This window comes from Chlorogloea sp. CCALA 695 (assembly GCF_003003885.1).
GTDB lineage: Bacteria > Cyanobacteriota > Cyanobacteriia > Cyanobacteriales > Chroococcidiopsidaceae > Aliterella.
In genome coordinates, this window is sequence record NZ_PVWN01000015.1 from 21,538 (window position 1) to 38,826 (window position 17,289).

Annotated in this window: 16 protein-coding genes; 8 read left to right on the forward strand and 8 right to left on the reverse strand. The window is 41.0% G+C overall.

The features are described 5' to 3' along the window. Positions 1-56 precede the first annotated feature (56 nt). On the forward strand, positions 57-1,352 hold the full coding sequence (gene ctpB, locus C7B70_RS10320; protein ID WP_106368963.1) for a carboxyl-terminal processing protease CtpB: 1,296 nt from the start codon (positions 57-59) through the stop codon (positions 1,350-1,352). Positions 1,353-1,395: 43 nt separating this feature from the next. On the opposite strand, the gene C7B70_RS10325 is transcribed toward ctpB, so the two are convergent. From C7B70_RS10325 to C7B70_RS28310, 3 genes are all read right to left on the reverse strand, one after another. Next, on the reverse strand, positions 1,396-2,730 hold the full coding sequence (locus C7B70_RS10325) for a four-carbon acid sugar kinase family protein (protein WP_106368964.1): 1,335 nt from the start codon (positions 2,728-2,730) through the stop codon (positions 1,396-1,398). Between the two features lie 139 nt (positions 2,731-2,869). After that, positions 2,870-3,211, reverse strand: a complete 342-nt coding sequence (locus C7B70_RS10330) for a hypothetical protein (protein ID WP_146134028.1) — start codon at positions 3,209-3,211, stop codon at positions 2,870-2,872. 157 nt (positions 3,212-3,368) lie between these two features. Continuing rightward, complete coding sequence (locus C7B70_RS28310; protein WP_255409325.1) at positions 3,369-3,491, reverse strand: hypothetical protein; 123 nt, start codon at positions 3,489-3,491, stop codon at positions 3,369-3,371. 71 nt (positions 3,492-3,562) lie between these two features. On the opposite strand from C7B70_RS28310, the gene C7B70_RS10335 reads away from it, so the two are divergent. From C7B70_RS10335 to C7B70_RS10355, 5 genes are all read left to right on the forward strand, one after another. Beyond that, entirely contained in the window at positions 3,563-4,879 is a 1,317-nt protein-coding gene (locus C7B70_RS10335; protein WP_106368966.1) for a sorbosone dehydrogenase family protein, read from the forward strand. A gap of 199 nt (positions 4,880-5,078) precedes the next feature. Then, complete coding sequence (locus tag C7B70_RS10340; protein WP_106369026.1) at positions 5,079-5,333, forward strand: TIGR02450 family Trp-rich protein; 255 nt, start codon at positions 5,079-5,081, stop codon at positions 5,331-5,333. A gap of 509 nt (positions 5,334-5,842) precedes the next feature. After that, positions 5,843-6,706 carry a ferredoxin:protochlorophyllide reductase (ATP-dependent) iron-sulfur ATP-binding protein gene (gene bchL, locus C7B70_RS10345; protein WP_106368967.1) on the forward strand — a complete coding sequence of 288 codons (864 nt, stop codon included), beginning with the start codon at positions 5,843-5,845 and terminating at the stop codon, positions 6,704-6,706. Between the two features lie 33 nt (positions 6,707-6,739). Continuing rightward, positions 6,740-7,375: a DUF5331 domain-containing protein gene (locus C7B70_RS26315; protein ID WP_158260481.1), complete on the forward strand. Its 636-nt coding sequence runs from the start codon at positions 6,740-6,742 to the stop codon at positions 7,373-7,375. A gap of 115 nt (positions 7,376-7,490) precedes the next feature. Next, a complete protein-coding gene (locus tag C7B70_RS10355) occupies positions 7,491-8,891 on the forward strand; it encodes a ferredoxin:protochlorophyllide reductase (ATP-dependent) subunit N (RefSeq protein ID WP_106368968.1) in 1,401 nt (466 codons plus the stop codon). Between the two features lie 164 nt (positions 8,892-9,055). Here C7B70_RS10355 and C7B70_RS10360 read toward each other — a convergent pair whose 3' ends face one another. The 5 genes from C7B70_RS10360 to C7B70_RS10380 all read right to left on the reverse strand — a co-directional run bounded on the left by C7B70_RS10360 (position 9,056) and on the right by C7B70_RS10380 (position 15,216). Next, the gene (locus tag C7B70_RS10360; RefSeq protein ID WP_106368969.1) at positions 9,056-11,476 is read right to left on the reverse strand and encodes a sucrose synthase; all 2,421 of its coding nucleotides are present in this window, start codon (positions 11,474-11,476) and stop codon (positions 9,056-9,058) included. A gap of 117 nt (positions 11,477-11,593) precedes the next feature. After that, positions 11,594-13,117, reverse strand: coding sequence for a carboxypeptidase M32 (locus tag C7B70_RS10365; RefSeq protein WP_106368970.1), 1,524 nt, complete (start codon positions 13,115-13,117; stop codon positions 11,594-11,596). 79 nt (positions 13,118-13,196) lie between these two features. Further along, positions 13,197-13,733, reverse strand: coding sequence for a bifunctional pyr operon transcriptional regulator/uracil phosphoribosyltransferase PyrR (gene pyrR / locus C7B70_RS10370; protein WP_106368971.1), 537 nt, complete (start codon positions 13,731-13,733; stop codon positions 13,197-13,199). Positions 13,734-13,762: 29 nt separating this feature from the next. Continuing rightward, positions 13,763-14,734, reverse strand: a complete 972-nt coding sequence (gene cbiB / locus C7B70_RS10375; RefSeq protein WP_106368972.1) for an adenosylcobinamide-phosphate synthase CbiB — start codon at positions 14,732-14,734, stop codon at positions 13,763-13,765. Positions 14,735-14,772: 38 nt separating this feature from the next. Then, positions 14,773-15,216: an Rrf2 family transcriptional regulator gene (locus C7B70_RS10380; protein ID WP_106368973.1), complete on the reverse strand. Its 444-nt coding sequence runs from the start codon at positions 15,214-15,216 to the stop codon at positions 14,773-14,775. 687 nt (positions 15,217-15,903) lie between these two features. Here C7B70_RS10380 and C7B70_RS10385 point away from each other — a divergent pair. Further along, positions 15,904-16,299, forward strand: a complete 396-nt coding sequence (locus tag C7B70_RS10385; protein WP_106368974.1) for an AbrB family transcriptional regulator — start codon at positions 15,904-15,906, stop codon at positions 16,297-16,299. 596 nt (positions 16,300-16,895) lie between these two features. Continuing rightward, a complete protein-coding gene (locus C7B70_RS10390) occupies positions 16,896-17,282 on the forward strand; it encodes a hypothetical protein (RefSeq protein ID WP_106368975.1) in 387 nt (128 codons plus the stop codon). Positions 17,283-17,289 lie beyond the last annotated feature (7 nt).

The window sequence follows — 17,289 nt, forward strand, 5'->3', positions numbered from 1 at the left end:
ATGCCTGGGTGAATCGGCTTTCCACATCCTTTCCTCCAAAAAAAGCGCGAATTTCAATGCACCAACCATCAAGACGCTTCTCACCACTCACAATCGCTTTGTTTAGCGGAGCGATCGCAACTACGGCTACTTTATCTGTATATGCTCCAGTTTGGAGTAATTCTCTGCGGACTTCCTTGCGAGACAACAACCCTAAAATATTAGTTGATGAAGTCTGGCAACTTGTCAATAGCGAATATGTAGATGGCACATTTAATAAAACTAACTGGCAAGCTGTTCGTCAAGACTTGTTAAGCCGTAACTATACGTCCCGCCAACAAGCTTACGCGGCAGTTAAGCAGGCTTTAGAAAAACTAAACGACCCCTATACACGCTTCCTCGATCCCGAAGCCTACGCAGCGCTAACTGACCAAACCTCTGGCGAACTTTCTGGGGTAGGTATCCGTTTAGAGCTAAACGAAAAAACTAATCGGCTGACAGTAGTAGAAGCGATCGCATCTTCCCCAGCACTCAAAGCAGGCATTAAGTCCGGCGATGAGATTTTAGCTATCAACGGCAAACCAACTAAAGGGCTAGATGTTCAAGCAGCTTCTAGTTTAATTCGCGGTAAAGCTGGGACGCTGATTACTTTAAAAATTGGTCGCTCTGGCAAACAAGCTTTCGATCTTAAGCTGACACGCGCCACGATTGAAGTGCCTACAGTGCGTTATACCCTCAAGCAAGAAGGTAAGCGGAAAGTAGGTTACATCAGCTTAAGAGAATTTAGCTCTCACGCTTCCGAGCAAATGCAACGAGCGATTAAAGAGTTAGATAGTCAGCAAGTTGATGCTTACGTTTTAGATTTACGTGGCAATCCCGGCGGCTTACTCAATTCAAGTATCGAAATTGCCCGGATGTGGCTAGATAGCGGGGCAATTGTCCGTACTGTAGATCGTGATGGTGGCAGCGAACAACCCTCAGCAAATCGTACATCTCTAACTAAGTTGCCTTTAGCAGTATTAGTAGATGGCAATTCTGCAAGTGCTAGTGAGATTTTGGCTGGAGCGTTGCAAGACAACAATCGCGCAATTATTGTCGGTAGTCAAACTTTTGGTAAAGCCTTAGTTCAATCGGTACATTCGCTTTCTGATGGTTCGGGCATAGCTGTAACTATCGCTCACTACTATACACCTAAAGGTACAGATATCAGCCACAAGGGAATTACCCCAGATATCAAAATTGACCTTACTGAAGCTCAAGCCCAAACTTTAGGCACTAATCCTACTTTAATAGGAACTAAAAACGATCCTCAATATACAAGAGCGATCGCAATTCTAGCTAATAATTCTGTAGCCCAATCGCCACAGAAGTAATGATATAGGTGTAGAGACGTTGCAATGCAGCGTCTCTTAGCCGCTATTTTTTACCCATTAACCGATGGTAAATTGTCACCAAAGCATCGGTATCGCCCACGTTTCCCGGAAATAATACTATAGGTAAATTAGGAAACTGCGGATGATTGTCAGGAGTGACTACCATTGAGCAGCCAGCTAAAATTTGACCTAATAGTCGCGCCGAAGTTAGAGCTAAACCTGTACTCAAGACATCATTAGAAGTAATCCCGCCTTTACTAACCAAAAAGCCAATATCTCTAGGCAAACCGCGTACAATATCCATAAGCAAAGCAGAAACATCAGCGCCAAACTGTAGGCGCGCCTGTACGTCAGCAAAGGCTAATTCTTGACGACTGGTATAAACTACAGGAGTTTTATTTTCTGCGTGTACGGTTTGGATTTGTTTTAAAGTTTGAGTAAGTAAGGACTGCGCTGCTGAATTATCGAGCAATTGAGCAACATCTATTTCAATGCCGACTATACCAGTTTCTTTAAGTAATGCTTCTAATTGTTCGGTAGTTTTTTTGACGTGAGAACCCACTATAAACGCCCCTGTACCCTTTCGCACGTACTGCGACATCTCCTCGGCGGGTACGCTTTGGGGCGGCAAATCAGCTAAAGCCGTTAAAATACTAGCGGCGCTGCGAAACAAAAACCGCTTACCACAACTTGCGGCGGCGAGGACTTCTTTAGCAAAGATATTTAGATCCCCTTGAACTTCGCCATCGACAACAACACACTTATTATCTGTAAGTTTCAGCAATCGATCTAAAGTGGATATCTTACCTGTAATATCAAACCCTGTACGAATATCTGCAAGTAAAAACCGTTCTACTGTATTAGCTATAATGCGCCCTTGAGTTTTTTCGGCGACGTAATCGGGTAAATAACTATAACTGTAACTAAATACCGAATCACGGGCAAACTCTGTTTCATGGACGGGTATAGGTACGTTATCAACAATTAGATAATGGACGCTATCAAGAGTAATTCGTCCGCCTTCAAAGAAAGCTGGGACAAGGAAATGAGCGTCCACTCCTCCTAATTCTTCAGCAATTACATCGGTTTCAATCGGGTAATGTCCGCGCAAAGTAGAATCAGAGCGACTGACAATCAAATAGTCTTGGATATTTAGTGATGCGATCGCACTTTTTAAATTTTGGCAAACTTCTCTAGTTACTTGGGCGGCTTGCTCTGGGGGAAGACTGCGAGTATTAGTTAAAATAAAGAATATTGGCGACTCGTCAGTTAAACCCAAACGCAGAGTATCGATATCCCAAACCGTTAGTAGCAAGCAACTGTGGACTGTTTGCGAACCTGTAGGATCGTCATCAAGGACAATAATCTTTGGCTTCATATTAAATATTCCTACTCCATACTCTAATTAGTACAGGCATCTTGTCTGTACTACAAGAAGTTGATTTATAGTGGGTAGGTTTATACTTTAATACGCTGGTAGAGACGTTTAGCCAAACGTCTCTTGCCATAAATTGTTTTTACTTACCTGTTACCTTTTCTAGTAAGTCTTTGCCTTGCTCTACTAAACTCTTTTCCGAATCAGTAGCTTGGGAAGCCTTGACACTTTCGATATTAGCTTTATCTTCGGGTTTAAAAATTTGCTTTGCACTCGCAGATGCTTGCTTTTCTTCTTCTAAAATTCCTGCACCTTCTCTATATTGATAAGCACGGTCAATTTTATCTTGACTTGTCAGTTTGTCTCTAGACGCAGTTATGGCGTAGCTAGGAGCCACAAATATATTTAAACTTGAAAAAACAATTAATAACATCAACCCCAAAACGACAGCTTTTTGAGCTAGTGCTTTTAATAAGCTTTGCATAGAACGATCCCTATCTACCAGTAACAGACGCATCCTACTTTTACGGCTCAACCCGTGCCTTCTGCCGCAGGATATATTCACAGCTTTATTGCAACTATTCTTGATGAATAGTTAAGCCACGACTGGCTATTTGCTCAAATAAATCTGTTGGTAAGGCTTATACTGTCCATACACCAGGGTTTTTAAGTTGTTCTGTCAGCAATAATTGAGCGATCGCACCCGTAACCCGTAGCCTTTGCTGCATTAGCGCCCGATGACGTGCGATAGCGCAAGCGCGCACGCAGGGCTTCGCCTGTGTAACTTCCTACAGCTATTTACTAACCTAGAGATAGGTTAATTTAACTTAAAAACATGAATTTCCGCCTATTGCTACTACTGTTACTTATCCCCACCACCGCCGCTTGTAATTCTACAGGCGCTAAAGAACCTACTCCCAACACTTCTACCCCTATAGCTGCAAGTCCTAATCAGTCTAAAAAGCTAATAAAAACTCAAACTCTATCCCCCGCACCTATTCGCCTGAACGTTGCTAGTTTACCCAAACCCTTTGCCACCGATAGCGCCTCCAAATCTCCTAACGTTATCCCCATCCCGCAAAATCCAACTCTGCAAGTTCCCCAAGGCTTCACAGTTAGTGTATTTGCCGAAAACCTTGATCGCCCCCGATGGCTGGCTTTAACGCCTAGTGGCGAAGTTTTAGTAACAGAAACTAGGCAAAACCGCATTCGGTTACTAAGCGATACTAATGGCGATGGGGTCGCCGATACTAATAAAACCTTTGCTACGGCTCAAAACGGAGTAAACATACCTTTTGGAATGACTTTCGCTGCTAATTCTTTCTTTTTGGGCAATACTGACGCTGTATTGCGCTTTCCTTACAAGCAAGGACAACAACAAATTAGTGGCAATGGTCAAAAAATTACCGATCTTCCTGGCGGCGGCTACAACCAACACTGGACGCGCAATGTAGTAGCCGATCCCAGTGGCAAAAAGTTGTACGTCTCTATTGGTTCTGAGTCGAATGCTGAGGAAGAACCCTTACCCCGCGCTTCTGTACAGGTAATGAACTTAGACGGTTCAAATCGTCAAACCTTTGCTTCGGGTTTACGCAATCCCATCGGTTTAGACTTTCACCCCCAAACCGGGGAACTGTACGTCACCGTCAACGAACGGGATGCCCTGGGCGATGATTTAGTCCCCGACTACTTTACACGCCTGCAACAGGGGCAGTTTTACGGCTGGCCCTATGCTTACCTTGCGCCTAATAATCTCGATCCTCGGCAAGTAGTTAATGGCGTGAGCAAACGCCCCAATTTAGCTCGTAGTACCAAGACCCCAGACGTGCTATTTCAGGCTCATTCTGCCGCTTTAGGGATGCAATTTTACGATCGCCAAACTTTTCCGCAAAAATACCGTAATGGAGCCTTTGCAGCCTTTCGTGGCTCTTGGAACCGTGATCGCGCCACAGGTTACAAAGTTGTGTTTGTTCCCTTTAATAACGGGCGACCCCAAGGTTACTACGAAGACTTTTTAACCGGATTTTTGCTCGATCCTTCCCAGCCTACTACTTGGGGGCGACCAGTGGGTTTATTGGTGTTACCAGATGGTAGTTTATTGGTTACGGAAGAAGCCAACGGTCGGATTTACCGCATTCAGTACGGTGCTTAGAATCTAGATGCCCTGATGGTAAGAAGTAGCAACTACCTTACCGCCGCTACCCAGCTAAAAGCCTTAGATAACTACAAATTAAGGCATTGCTGAAAGTATGATGATTTTTCTACTGCAATTTTGTCTCCTCCTTCATACCGCATTGGGAATTGCCAATTACCAATTACCAATCACCAATTACCCATTACCCAAATTAATTATGCAAAAGAAACAAAAATTTCCCTATTTAGTTGGCTCAAAATGGACAGCACAGCAAAAAATAGATGGCTGGCGACACTTTCAAGTTGTCAACCGCAAAAATCAAGGCAAATGGGTTTTTGCCGAAATGGTAGCAGCTTGCGATCCTCTTGTGCGTTTTTGGGTCAATGCTAAATTGCTTAAAAATACTTCTCAATGGCAATCTGGTTGGCAGTCTCTACAAGAAATAGCAGAAGTTGAAGGTTATGTTTCCTAGAAATACAGCTATTTAGGCAAAATTTATTATTTTTAACATAAGTAGCCAAGTTCCCCTCGATCTTGTCCTCTAAGTAGCTGCAAACTCTAGTCAAAACTATCTATTGTCCCAGCAAATACCGCATGAGCGGCTGTTTACACTAGCTTGGGCTTCAGATAACTAGGTCTTGGTGAGTTTAAGCGCGACTTTTTAGCTCTCTTTCCTTACAGCTTTCAGGGTTTATTTGTTTTTGTTTTTTGTTACTTATTTTATAAAATGCAGTCATTAAAATTGTATTTACGTCTTTATTGAGGGTTGACAGAGTTTTTTGAGCTTTTTTATTTTAGTTAGCTCTTAAATAAAGCTTTTAAATTTGGTTTAAGCTTATACTTATGTTTCAACCCCCTTTCTTTTGCGCCAGAGTTGAACAATAATTCAATCAAAGACCAAAAACATAAAAGACCAACGCGCTAGTAGATAGATTTTTACAACTAGCACTTTGATAAACAACGATAGGAGCCGAAAATTAAGTGAAACTTGCAGTTTACGGAAAAGGTGGCATCGGCAAATCTACAACTAGCTGTAACATCTCTGTTGCCTTAGCCAAGCGTGGCAAGAAAGTATTACAAATTGGCTGCGACCCCAAGCACGACAGCACTTTTACTTTGACTGGGTTTTTAATTCCCACAATTATCGATACGCTTCAAGAAAAAGATTATCATTACGAAGATGTCTGGGCTGAAGATGTCATCTATAAAGGCTACGGCGGCGTAGATTGCGTAGAAGCTGGTGGGCCTCCGGCGGGTGCTGGTTGCGGTGGCTACGTGGTGGGAGAAACTGTAAAATTGCTCAAAGAACTCAACGCCTTTGATGAGTACGATATTATTTTGTTTGATGTTTTAGGTGACGTAGTATGTGGTGGTTTTGCTGCACCCTTAAATTACGCCGACTATTGCCTAATCGTTACAGACAATGGGTTTGATGCTTTATTTGCCGCTAACCGAATTGCTGCTTCGGTAAGAGAAAAGGCGCGTACCCATCCTTTGCGCCTAGCCGGACTAATTGGCAACCGTACTTCTAAACGCGATTTAATTGAGAAGTATATCGAAGCTGTACCCATGCCAGTATTGGAAGTATTGCCCTTAATTGAGGACATCCGTGTATCTCGCGTTAAAGGTAAGACTTTGTTTGAAATGGCAGAAACAGACCCCTCGCTAAACTATGTGTGCGATTACTACTTGAGTATTGCCGATCAAATTTTAGCCAGACCAGAAGGTGTTGTACCTAATGATGCTCCAGACCGCGAATTGTTCTCTTTGCTGTCTGATTTCTACCTCAATCCCGTAACTCCCGCCGCTAATAAAGAAGAAAAACTAGATTTGATGATGGTTTAATCGGTCTAGTTTGGAGGATGGGGATTAGAACCAATGGCTTTTTTTGGTAGCCTAAAAAACTCGTTAAAACAGAAGTGGTTGCAATATTTTCAAAGCAATCGCTCCTGGATTAGCTTGCATTCTAGCGTTGCTACTCCTGACGGTGGCAAGCGTCCCCCGTCTTACCTCATCCTAGGCGTAATTAATGCGCTAGAACCGCAGCTACAAGAATGGATGTTACCTTTCTCAAAACTGAACCTGAATGTAGATACTTTAATTGATGTATTAGAGTTAAATTTCGATCCAGGTTTGATGTTAGGTAACTCTACTCAAGCCACCATTGAGGAAAAAAAACGACAAATTGAAGTAGATGATTTGTTGCAAATTAATCTTGATGATGAGTTTGTAGTATTTGTTGATGAAGCGGAAAGCATGGAAGATGGTGTTTCTGTCTCGAAGCAAGAACAAGCCGCCTTTACAATCACCTCTCTAGATGAAATTGTCTTTGACGAAATAGAAGCAGAAACTTTAGATAATAATTCTGTAGTTGTAAATTTTTCTGATGATGATCTATTTTCGGGTGGAGGAGAGGAAGTAATGGGCGTTGAACTTACATCCAGCAGCGATTTCACCGCAGAGGAACAACAAATTCAAGAGCAAGATATTTCTGGTCTATTTCCCAACTATTAACCGAGGATGACTTGAAAAAAGCGAAAGATTTTTTGCTTTAATAACCAATTGCTGTACCCTTAAAAACTGAAATTTTACCTATTCCTTAAAAATTACAGGGGAGAATACTAAATTTATGACCGTAGCTCAAACTGAAGCTTTAACCTTTGAATGCGAAACTGGTAACTATCATACTTTTTGCCCGATTAGTTGCGTAGCTTGGCTTTACCAAAAAATTGAAGATAGTTTTTTCTTGGTAATTGGGACAAAAACTTGTGGCTATTTCCTCCAAAACGCTATGGGGGTAATGATTTTTGCTGAACCCCGTTATGCAATGGCGGAATTAGAGGAAGGAGATATTTCCGCCCAATTAAACGATTATGAAGAACTAAAACGGTTATGTTTGCAAATTAAGCGCGATCGCAATCCTAGCGTAATTGTTTGGATTGGGACTTGCACGACTGAGATTATTAAGATGGATTTGGAAGGGTTAGCACCAAGATTAGAGTCAGAAATTGGCATCCCCATTGTTACAGCCCGTGCTAATGGCTTAGATTATGCCTTTACTCAAGGAGAAGATACGGTACTTGCAGCAATGGCAGCCCGTTGTCCTGAAAAAGTATCGGTAGTAGAATCTGAGAAAAAAGAACGCAATGCGATCGCCTCATTGCTTAATTTTGGTAAAAAGAAGGAAGATGTCGCCGCCGATGAATCGGAGTATGTCAAACATACACCATTAGTTTTATTTGGTTCTTTACCCGACCCTGTAGTTACGCAGCTAACACTGGAACTCAAAAAGCAAGGCATTAAAGTATCCGGTTGGCTACCTTCTAAGCGTTACACCGAATTACCTGTTATTGAAGAAGGGTATTATGTCTCTGGTGTCAACCCCTTTCTTAGCCGCACCGCCACAACTTTGATGCGTCGGCGTAAATGTAAGTTAATTGGTTCGCCTTTTCCGATTGGGCCCGATGGAACTCGCGCTTGGATTGAAAAAATCTGCTCGGTGCTAGGAATTACGCCTAAAGGTTTAGATGAGCGGGAGGCGCAAATTTGGGCAAGTATGGAAGATTATTTGCAGCTAATTCGCGGTAAGTCGGTCTTTTTTATGGGCGACAACTTGCTAGAAATATCCTTAGCGCGGTTTTTGGTACGCTGTGGGATGACTGTACCCGAAATTGGCATCCCGTACATGGATAAGCGTTTTCAAGCGGCAGAATTGACGCTGTTAGAGAATACTTGTAAAGAAATGGGCGTACCTTTGCCGAGAATTATTGAAAAGCCAGACAATTACAACCAAATTCAGCGCATTCAAGAAACTCGCCCAGATTTGGTAATTACAGGGATGGCTCACGCAAATCCGCTAGAAGCGCGAGGGATTAATACCAAGTGGTCGGTAGAATTTACCTTTGCTCAAATTCACGGCTTTACTAATTCGCGGGACATTTTAGAATTGGTAACTCGTCCTTTGCGTCGCAACAATAATCTTAAAGATTTGGGTTGGGAGAAGTTGGTTAGAGAAGAAGCAAAAATTTAGGATTCGATAAATGCGATCGCACTTTAAATTATCAAGGTGCGATCGTTAACTTTAGTTAAATCTCCGCCAAAATCGATTGTAATTGTGAAGACCTGAAGGAAAAAAGATTTTCCTTCAGGTCTTTAATCTATCTTCAAAGAAACTGAACGACGTTATTACAAGCCTTAACGATGACTATGCTCTGCTAAAAGTGCTTGCGCTCTTGGCTTGTAAATCAAATAAAATAATGCCTCAATGTAACGCAATAAGTCTTCACGGTTTTCTTTAGAACTAAAATTCCAAAATCCATAAATCCGCGCTAGAGTTAGCAGCTTTGTAGTGTGAATTTTCCAAGTATAGCTACTACAAACTCGGTCAATACCTCGTGTCGAAATTTCATACCAGTAATTGGGGTTTTGTTCGCACTTAGTTACAAACTCAACAATTTTTTCGGCAGTTTCTTCTAGATTTGTGGGGTTAATATAAAAGCCATTAACTTTATCTTGAATAATCTCCAGTGGCCCGCCAAATTGAGTAGCAAAAGTTGGCAATCCTGAAATCATTGCTTCTAAAACTGTTAATCCAAAGGCTTCAAATAACGCTGGTTGAACAAAAATTCCTTGATGGTCAGCTATTACTCGATAAATTTCTCCTGACTGAGACTTAGTAAGACGTACCCCCAGCCAACGAATTTTGCCATACAAATTGTACTGCTCAATAACTCGATATAGCTTTTCTATTTCGTCTCGTTCTTCATTGTCTCCCGATTCTTCTACGCGCAATTTCCCCGCAACTAAAATCAAATTGCAATGCTCTTGCAAAGCTGGGCTTTTACCAAAACATTCAGCTAATCCTGTCATGTTTTTAATTCGGTCAAGCCGCGCCATAGAAAAGATTGGGCGTTTAGTTGGGTCGTCAAGCGTACCAAATATTTGATTAGGATCTTCTAGAGTAAAAAGCAATTCTTCTAACTGAGTGCGATCGCCAATTATTCGATCTTCTGTGCGCGAGTAAGGAAAATAAGCCTTTTCATTTACTCCTGGCGGTACGACATTAAACTTAGGACTAAATAATTCAACGCCACTTACTACATGATACAGTTCTGGCATAGTAAAGCATTGATAAGACTCGTATTGTCCTACACTATCTGGCGTTCCGACAATCTCTTGGTAAGTGCTACTAATAATAAAATTAGCGGCATTCATTGCAATCAAATCAGCAGTGAACTGTAAAGAAAAATGATATTTATCATCTAATTCTTGCCAGTAAAGATTGCTAAACAAATACTTCGATTTTTCCAAAGCATGAGCAATATTACACTGGGTAACTTTCAATCGCCGTGCTAACAGAAATGCGACTAAATTACCATCAGAATAGTTACCAACAATCAAATCAGGCGCACTTTGAAATTCTGCTAATAGCTCTCTTTCTGCATCTATTGCGTAGGTTTCTAAATAGGGCCAAAATTCAAACCGAGAGATCCAATTTTGCGTCATGTTGGGATTAAATTCCCGTAAAGGTACGCGCAAAATCCAAGCATTATCGGTATCATGGACTTTTTCTAAACGTTGGTTGCAAAGCGTCCCATCGCTATTAGGAATTAGGCGCGTTAAAATAATTACTTTGGGTTTGACTCCGAGTATATCTAGTCCCGCCAAAGTTACATCTTCTTGCAGTTGTTTTTCTAAACTTTTTGCTTGGTCGAGGACGTAAACTACTTGACCCCCCGTATCTGGTCGTCCCAAAACTCCCTCTTGACCAAACCAGCCATGAGGAGACACTAAGACGATTCTAAAAACCATCGGAATCCGCGAAATAAAGGCTTCTAAGGTTTGGTGATCGGGAGAATCGATTAATTCATCCAAAATTTCTAAAGTCTCTTTAACGCGCCCTGCCGTGTTACCCCAGCCAGCTTCTAAACCCATCAATTGCAACACAAAACGGAATTTTTCGTAAGGTTCCTCACTATCAAGATCCGCTACAAAAGTCAAGGCTTTTTTGATTTTTTCTGATAGTTGCTGTTGAGATTGAATCCTGCCATTAATCAATAATGGGGTGTTATCGTACTTGTGCAAACGCAGGAAATCAAACAAACTTTCTAGCCATTGCTTGGGATCTTGAAAAAGTTTGCTCGATAAATAGCGATTAAGAAACTCTACACCTTTACCAATGTTTTTAGGATCGCGGATTGTGGGGGTATAGTCGTAAAAAGGCTGAAAATCTAACTCTAACATATCCCCTTCGTTGGGGTGGTAGCGGTTGACAAAGCGATCGCGTACATCTAGCAATTCTTGAACATTTAACAGTTCAACATTTAATTCTTCGGTAATTCTGTAAACTTCTTGACTAGCAATTTTTGAGCGTGAAATCAAGTAAATACTGCCATCTTCGCGGATGATTTCTTGAGTATAATAAATTAATTTTCCTAAGTTAGAAGAATTATAATATTCTTCGCCCTTTTGGTATTTAGCACAGTATTCTTTGTAGACATTCAAAATATCATTGCGTAACAAGTAGCGGTTTTCGTGATGACGTAACTCGCTAATAAAAGAGCGTAGATCATTCTTTTCTTCAGCGATCGCATTTTGGATTAATTCTGCTGACATAGCACCTCCTATAATTAATGGCTATCAAACAATTAAGTTACAAAACGTTAGAGATTTTAGCTTCCCCCTAGAGCGTGGCAAGCTAAATTGGTTGGAGTTATTTCTAACTCCGAACTATTAAAGGGCGTACAACTCGCCAAATTTTTGCTTAATGTAACTAATAAATGGGTCAATACTCAAAGGTTTACCCGTCGCTTGTTCGATTAGTTCCGCCGCCGTGTACTTGCGTCCATGTTGGTAGATATTTTGTTTGAGCCAATCGTGCAGCAAATCAAAATTACCTTGCTCAATGTGCTGAGGAATTTCTTTATTAGCTTTAAGCGCCGCATCAAAAAATTGAGCGCTCATTAAGTTACCCAAGGTATAACCTTGAAACATACCGCCGACCATTCCACCGTACCAATGCACGTCTTGCAATACGCCGTTGGCATCGCTAGAGGGTACAATCCCCAAATCAGAATTATAGCGACTGTTCCAAGCTGCGGGAAGGTCTTTAACTTCTAACTTGCCCTCAAGCAAGTCTAGCTCCAAATCAAAACGAATCATTACGTGCAAATTGTAAGTTACTTCGTCAGCATCAGTGCGAACTAAACTACGCTTGACTTTGTTAATAGCGCGATAAAAAGTTTCTAAAGGTACTTGTTGAAACTGACTAGGAAAAGTTGCTTGCAACTGAGGATAGAAAAACTGCCAAAAATTACGGCTGCGTCCAACCAAATTTTCCCACAGTCGAGATTGACTCTCATGAACTCCTGAAGATGTCCCAGCAGCTAGGGGAGTTGCTTCAAATCTTCGGGCTATACCTTGCTCGTACAAAGCGTGTCCGGTTTCGTGGATAGTGCTAAATAACCCTTCATTTAAGTCATTTTCCCGGACGCGGGTTGTTATTCGCACGTCTCCGGTAGAAAACTTAGTCATAAAAGGGTGCAAAGTTTTATCTTGTCTTCCCCTGTGGAAATCGTAACCTAGCTGTTGAATAACTTTGAGGCTAAAGGCTAGTTGCTCGGCTTCAGGAAAATGCTGATATAAACAAGAGGCATTTGCCAGGGGTTGATCAGAAATAGCGGCAACAATTGGCACTAATTGCTGACGCAAGTCGGCAAACAAAGTTCGCACCGATTGGGTATTCATCCCATAATCAGATTCATCAATTAAAGGATCGGCGATATGGTCGTAGCCAGGAAAGTAGTTTGCCATTTCCCGGCTATATTCCAAGGTTTGTTGCAAAAAAGGCGCGATCGCGTTAAAGTCATTTTCTGGTCGTGCTTTTGCCCAAGCTTCATAACATTCGGCACTATGTTGAGAAAATTTAGCCGTAAAATCTGGGGGAATTTTGACTAGGCGATCGTAGTCGTGACGAGCAATCCGAATTAAACTAGCTTCATCAGAACTATAGTCACAATTTGCCTCGTAGTCGCGCAATTCTTCTAAGAGTTGTCCTATAGCTGGTCTAGTAAACTTAGTATGGCTAATGTGTCTCAAAGTAGCTATTTGTCGCCCCCGCGCCGCCGCACCGCCTGGAGGCATATAAGTAGCCTGATCCCAGTAAAGCAAGGCGGCGGCTGATTCAATGTCGTTAACTTCCGCCAAGTGAGTTTTTAACTCTTGCAGTTTGGGGTGAGTCTTTTCGAGAGTTTGCATACCTAAAATTATTGATACTGGTTTTATCTAGTTTGACGCGAGAACTAATACTACCGCTACTAATTAGGTTGAATTAAATCTAACTACTAATCAATTCGACCCTATCTCGGTTATCAAAGCCTTGTAAATAAACTTTGACTTTTTCATCTTTGGCAGTGGGAAGCTTTTTCCCGGTAAAATCTGGGTGGATGGGCAATTCTCGATGACCTCTATCGACAAGCACTGCTAACCAAATAGTTGATGGTCTACCATATTCATTGACGGCATTTAAAGCGGCGCGAATTGTCCGCCCTTTGTAAATAACGTCATCGACAAGTAAAACTGTTTTTCCGGTCAAATCAAAAGAAATATCGGTTTTAGCTGGAGTCCTTACGCCAATTTGGTCTAAATCATCTCGGTAAAAGGTAATATCTAGCGCTCCCACCGGAACAGTTACACCTTCTAGCACTTCAATTTGTTTAGCTAAATTTTCTGCTAAAGCTACTCCTTTTGTATAAATACCTAAAACTACCAAGTTCGACAAATCGCGGGATCTTTCAATAACTTGGGAAGCGAGGCGCGTCATCGTCCGCCGGATTTCTTCAGAGGATAAAATTTCAACGACTTTAGCCGCCATAGTTATCGATCCCTAGTAAGTAGAATATTTTAAGTATTTACTAATAAAAGTGCGATCGCAATTAATAGCCAAACCAAAAAACTAGATTGTGTTAGTTGCAAAGCTTGGTAAATTAGCGCTGGTGTAATCGGATAAATAGAATCTCCAATTAAAGGTTTGGGTTTAGCTACCCCCTGATACCAATTTATTCCCCCTACTTGTACCCCCAATACCGCCGCGTAAGCCCCCTCACTCCAGCCAGAATTAGGACTAGCATCTTTAACCGCATCTCGACAACAAATTTGCCAAACTTGCCTAGGTTTCCCCGACAATAACGCTAAAGTTAACACTGTTAAGCGACAAGGAAGCCATGTAAGATAATCTTCAAGCTTGGCGCTAAACCAGCCTAAATAAGTATAGGGTGCTTCCCGGTAGCCAATCATTGAATCTAATGTACTCGCAGCTTTGTAGGCTAAGGCGAAGGGAACGCTACCAAAAGGTGTAAAAGCCCCAAAAATCGCATAAAATAGCGGAGCCATCACCCCATCAGTGGAATTTTCAGTCACAGTTTCCATGACCGCGCGTAAAATTCCTGACTCCGTTAGGTTTTCGGTATCTCTACCAACATATTGACTTAAACTTATTCGAGATTGTTCTACATTACCTGTTGCTAATACTTGCAAAACCGTCTCTGCTGCCTGTCTTAAGCTTTTTAGGGCAAAACAACTAGCTAAAATAACACTTTGAGTAACAATGCCAAACAGTGGATGAATCAAGTTTGAGCCATAGGAAATTGCCCAACCACTTGCACCACTACCAATTATTAATATTAGTCCTAATAATATCCCCAGCCCCCGTTGCTGTAAAGGGCGATCGCATTCCTTAATTTTCAATACTTGAGTAAAACGATTTATAACCCAACCCATTACCTGCACTGGATGCAGCCAACTCCAAGGATCGCCAATGGAGTAATCTAAAACTACCGCCCCTAACAGCACAATTATTGATTGGTCATTGGTCATTGGTCATTGAAAATTATTACCCATTACCCATTACCCATTTAAACCACAAAACTCGTTGATTCTCCTTGAGATGCCTGCCAACTCCGGGCATCATAATAAAGATCGGCAAGAGTCATAGCATACAACGCTTCTGATAATTTTCGGTGCAATCTCCGCCACAACGTAAATGTTACCCAGTCTTCAGCTTGGGTATTGTTTGGGCTGTGATGGGGTAAAGGTTCGATGGTTTCGCCTACGGCGGCGAGAATTTGCCCTAAAGAAATTTTTTCGGGGGACTTAGCCAATTTATACCCCCCGGCTACACCACGCACGGATTCTACTAACCCCGCACGACGCATTTCTATTAGTAATTTTTCTAAATAGGGGGCGGGAATATTTTGCCGCAAAGCAATGGTTTTTACAGCGATTGGCTTTTGACGTGGTTGCAAGCTCAAATCAAGTAAAGCCTTGACGCTATAATGTCCGCGAGTTGTTAATTTCATCTAATAGCTAATTACCAAACCTGCGATCGCAACCCTTGGGCAAGTTTATCTAACTTTGCCTTGCCTCAAACCAAAATGTTAGCCACTAAATAAACCTATCTAAACCTAATTATGCCTTGCAATGCGATTAATCAGTATTTGCCTACTACTTAAAACTTTTCTACTAAGCCTGCATTTTCGCTTCAATTTGCGCTTTTTTGGTGATGAGTCAGTATTTTGACCATTTGTTGTCTTCGTAGCACTACCGCCTTTTAATTTTTTCTGCGTGTATATTTTGAATTTTCTTGAGGTGGTGGTCAAAGAGACTAATTTTAGCCGCTCTCTAGCTTTTAGGTAATACATCTAACGTTATTATTTTATTGCTAGTATTCGCAATTAATATCAATATTTATAGTTTTTTTTTTCATATAATCTCAGTAATATTATCATTTTACAATCAAAATTAGTGTATTATAATTTGTCAAGCTAAGTATAATTAAGCAATATCGTAGCCTTGGCGAAAATTATTTTTGTCAAGGCTTGGGTAAGAGTCAAACTAAAAATAAAATTCAAAATGCACTATATTTGCTCTCAGCATTTTGCTAATTTTTACTGCTTTAAGCCACCGAACCTATTGCTTTAAAGCTCGTATTAGCTAAAATAAAACTTAACTGAACAATTAAACCCTTAGTTATCTACCTCAAGTCGATGAATAAAAAGAAAAAATTAGAGCCATTAATCGGTCAAGAACTTCTTGATAAAGTCAAAGAGCTAGAGCTTATCAGCAAAGAAGATAAAGCTAAACAGTGTGGCTACTACACAGTTACCAAAAATGGTGTAGAGCGGGTCAACATGATGAAGTTCCTTAATGCTCTAATTGATGCAGAAGGCATTGAATTAGATACCCATAGTAGTTCCGACGGGCGGGGAGGACGTAGCGCCAGCTATAAAATTAGCGTCCAGAGAAATCAAAATTTATTGATAGGTTCAGCCTACACAAAACAAATGGGCTTAGAGCCGGGAGATGAGTTTAAAATAACTTTAGGACGCAAACACATTCGTTTACAGCAAGTAGAGCAAGATGATACCGAAGCTACAGCGTAAGCGCTCTCTTGTGGAGGAGTACGGCTCCTACTAAATCCTCACCTCGATTTTGAAGTTTTTAGCATCTACCACAAACGAGAATATCCCTAATGGTAAAGTAGCAATAATTAATGGAACTGAAAACCTTATTTGTTGCTGCAAAATTACCTAGGGAGACAAAGAATTTTTAATTGTCTCTAGAAATATCTTGAATATTTATATCTCTTAAACAATAATGTCAGTTTTGCATCTATCTTTGGTAATAAGTTTTAGATAAGTTTTAGTAATAAAAACTTAGAGTTGATATTTTTGGCTTTTTTCATCGCTAAAATATGCAGAAATCGCATTGGCATTATGAAATATTTGCATAGAGTAAATAACATAATCTTAGTCAGAATTGATGGTAGGAGAACATTGCCAATCGAAACTTTTATGATTGGTTACAAAAGTTAGCAATTATTCTTAAATAGATGCAGAAAATTAACAATATGCTCGCAGGGCTTCGGCCGTTGAAGTAAGTTATTATGGCGATCTATGACAAAAAAGGGCAATACTTTAGTTAGGACGCTCAATGAATTCTGTTGGAGCCAAGCAACGCACGCAAATTAGGTTGACCTATGAACACTCACACCTCTGGTAATCATCATACTACTTGCCCAATTTGTCAAAAAAGCACCAAACTCAAGTTGGTCAAGATGTGCGAAGGATTGTTTACTTGTAATTCATGCCAAGAGAAGTTAGTAGTAACTTGGAGCGGTCATTACGTCCGCGATCCCTTTAGTGGTAAACAAATGTTAGTTGGTCAATTGTTGCGCCGTCAAAGCAACCCTTGGGCAAGAATTGTGCGCGACTTGGGTTCTATTAAGCGTCCTTTTATGTATGTTGCTATAGGTGTGTTGATTGTGGGTGCTAGTGTTTTTAGTGTAGATATCCACAATCAACAGAATCCTCAAAATCAAGTTGTAGAAAAAATGAACGATGCCAATAATCAACCAAAATTGTAAGCTGCTG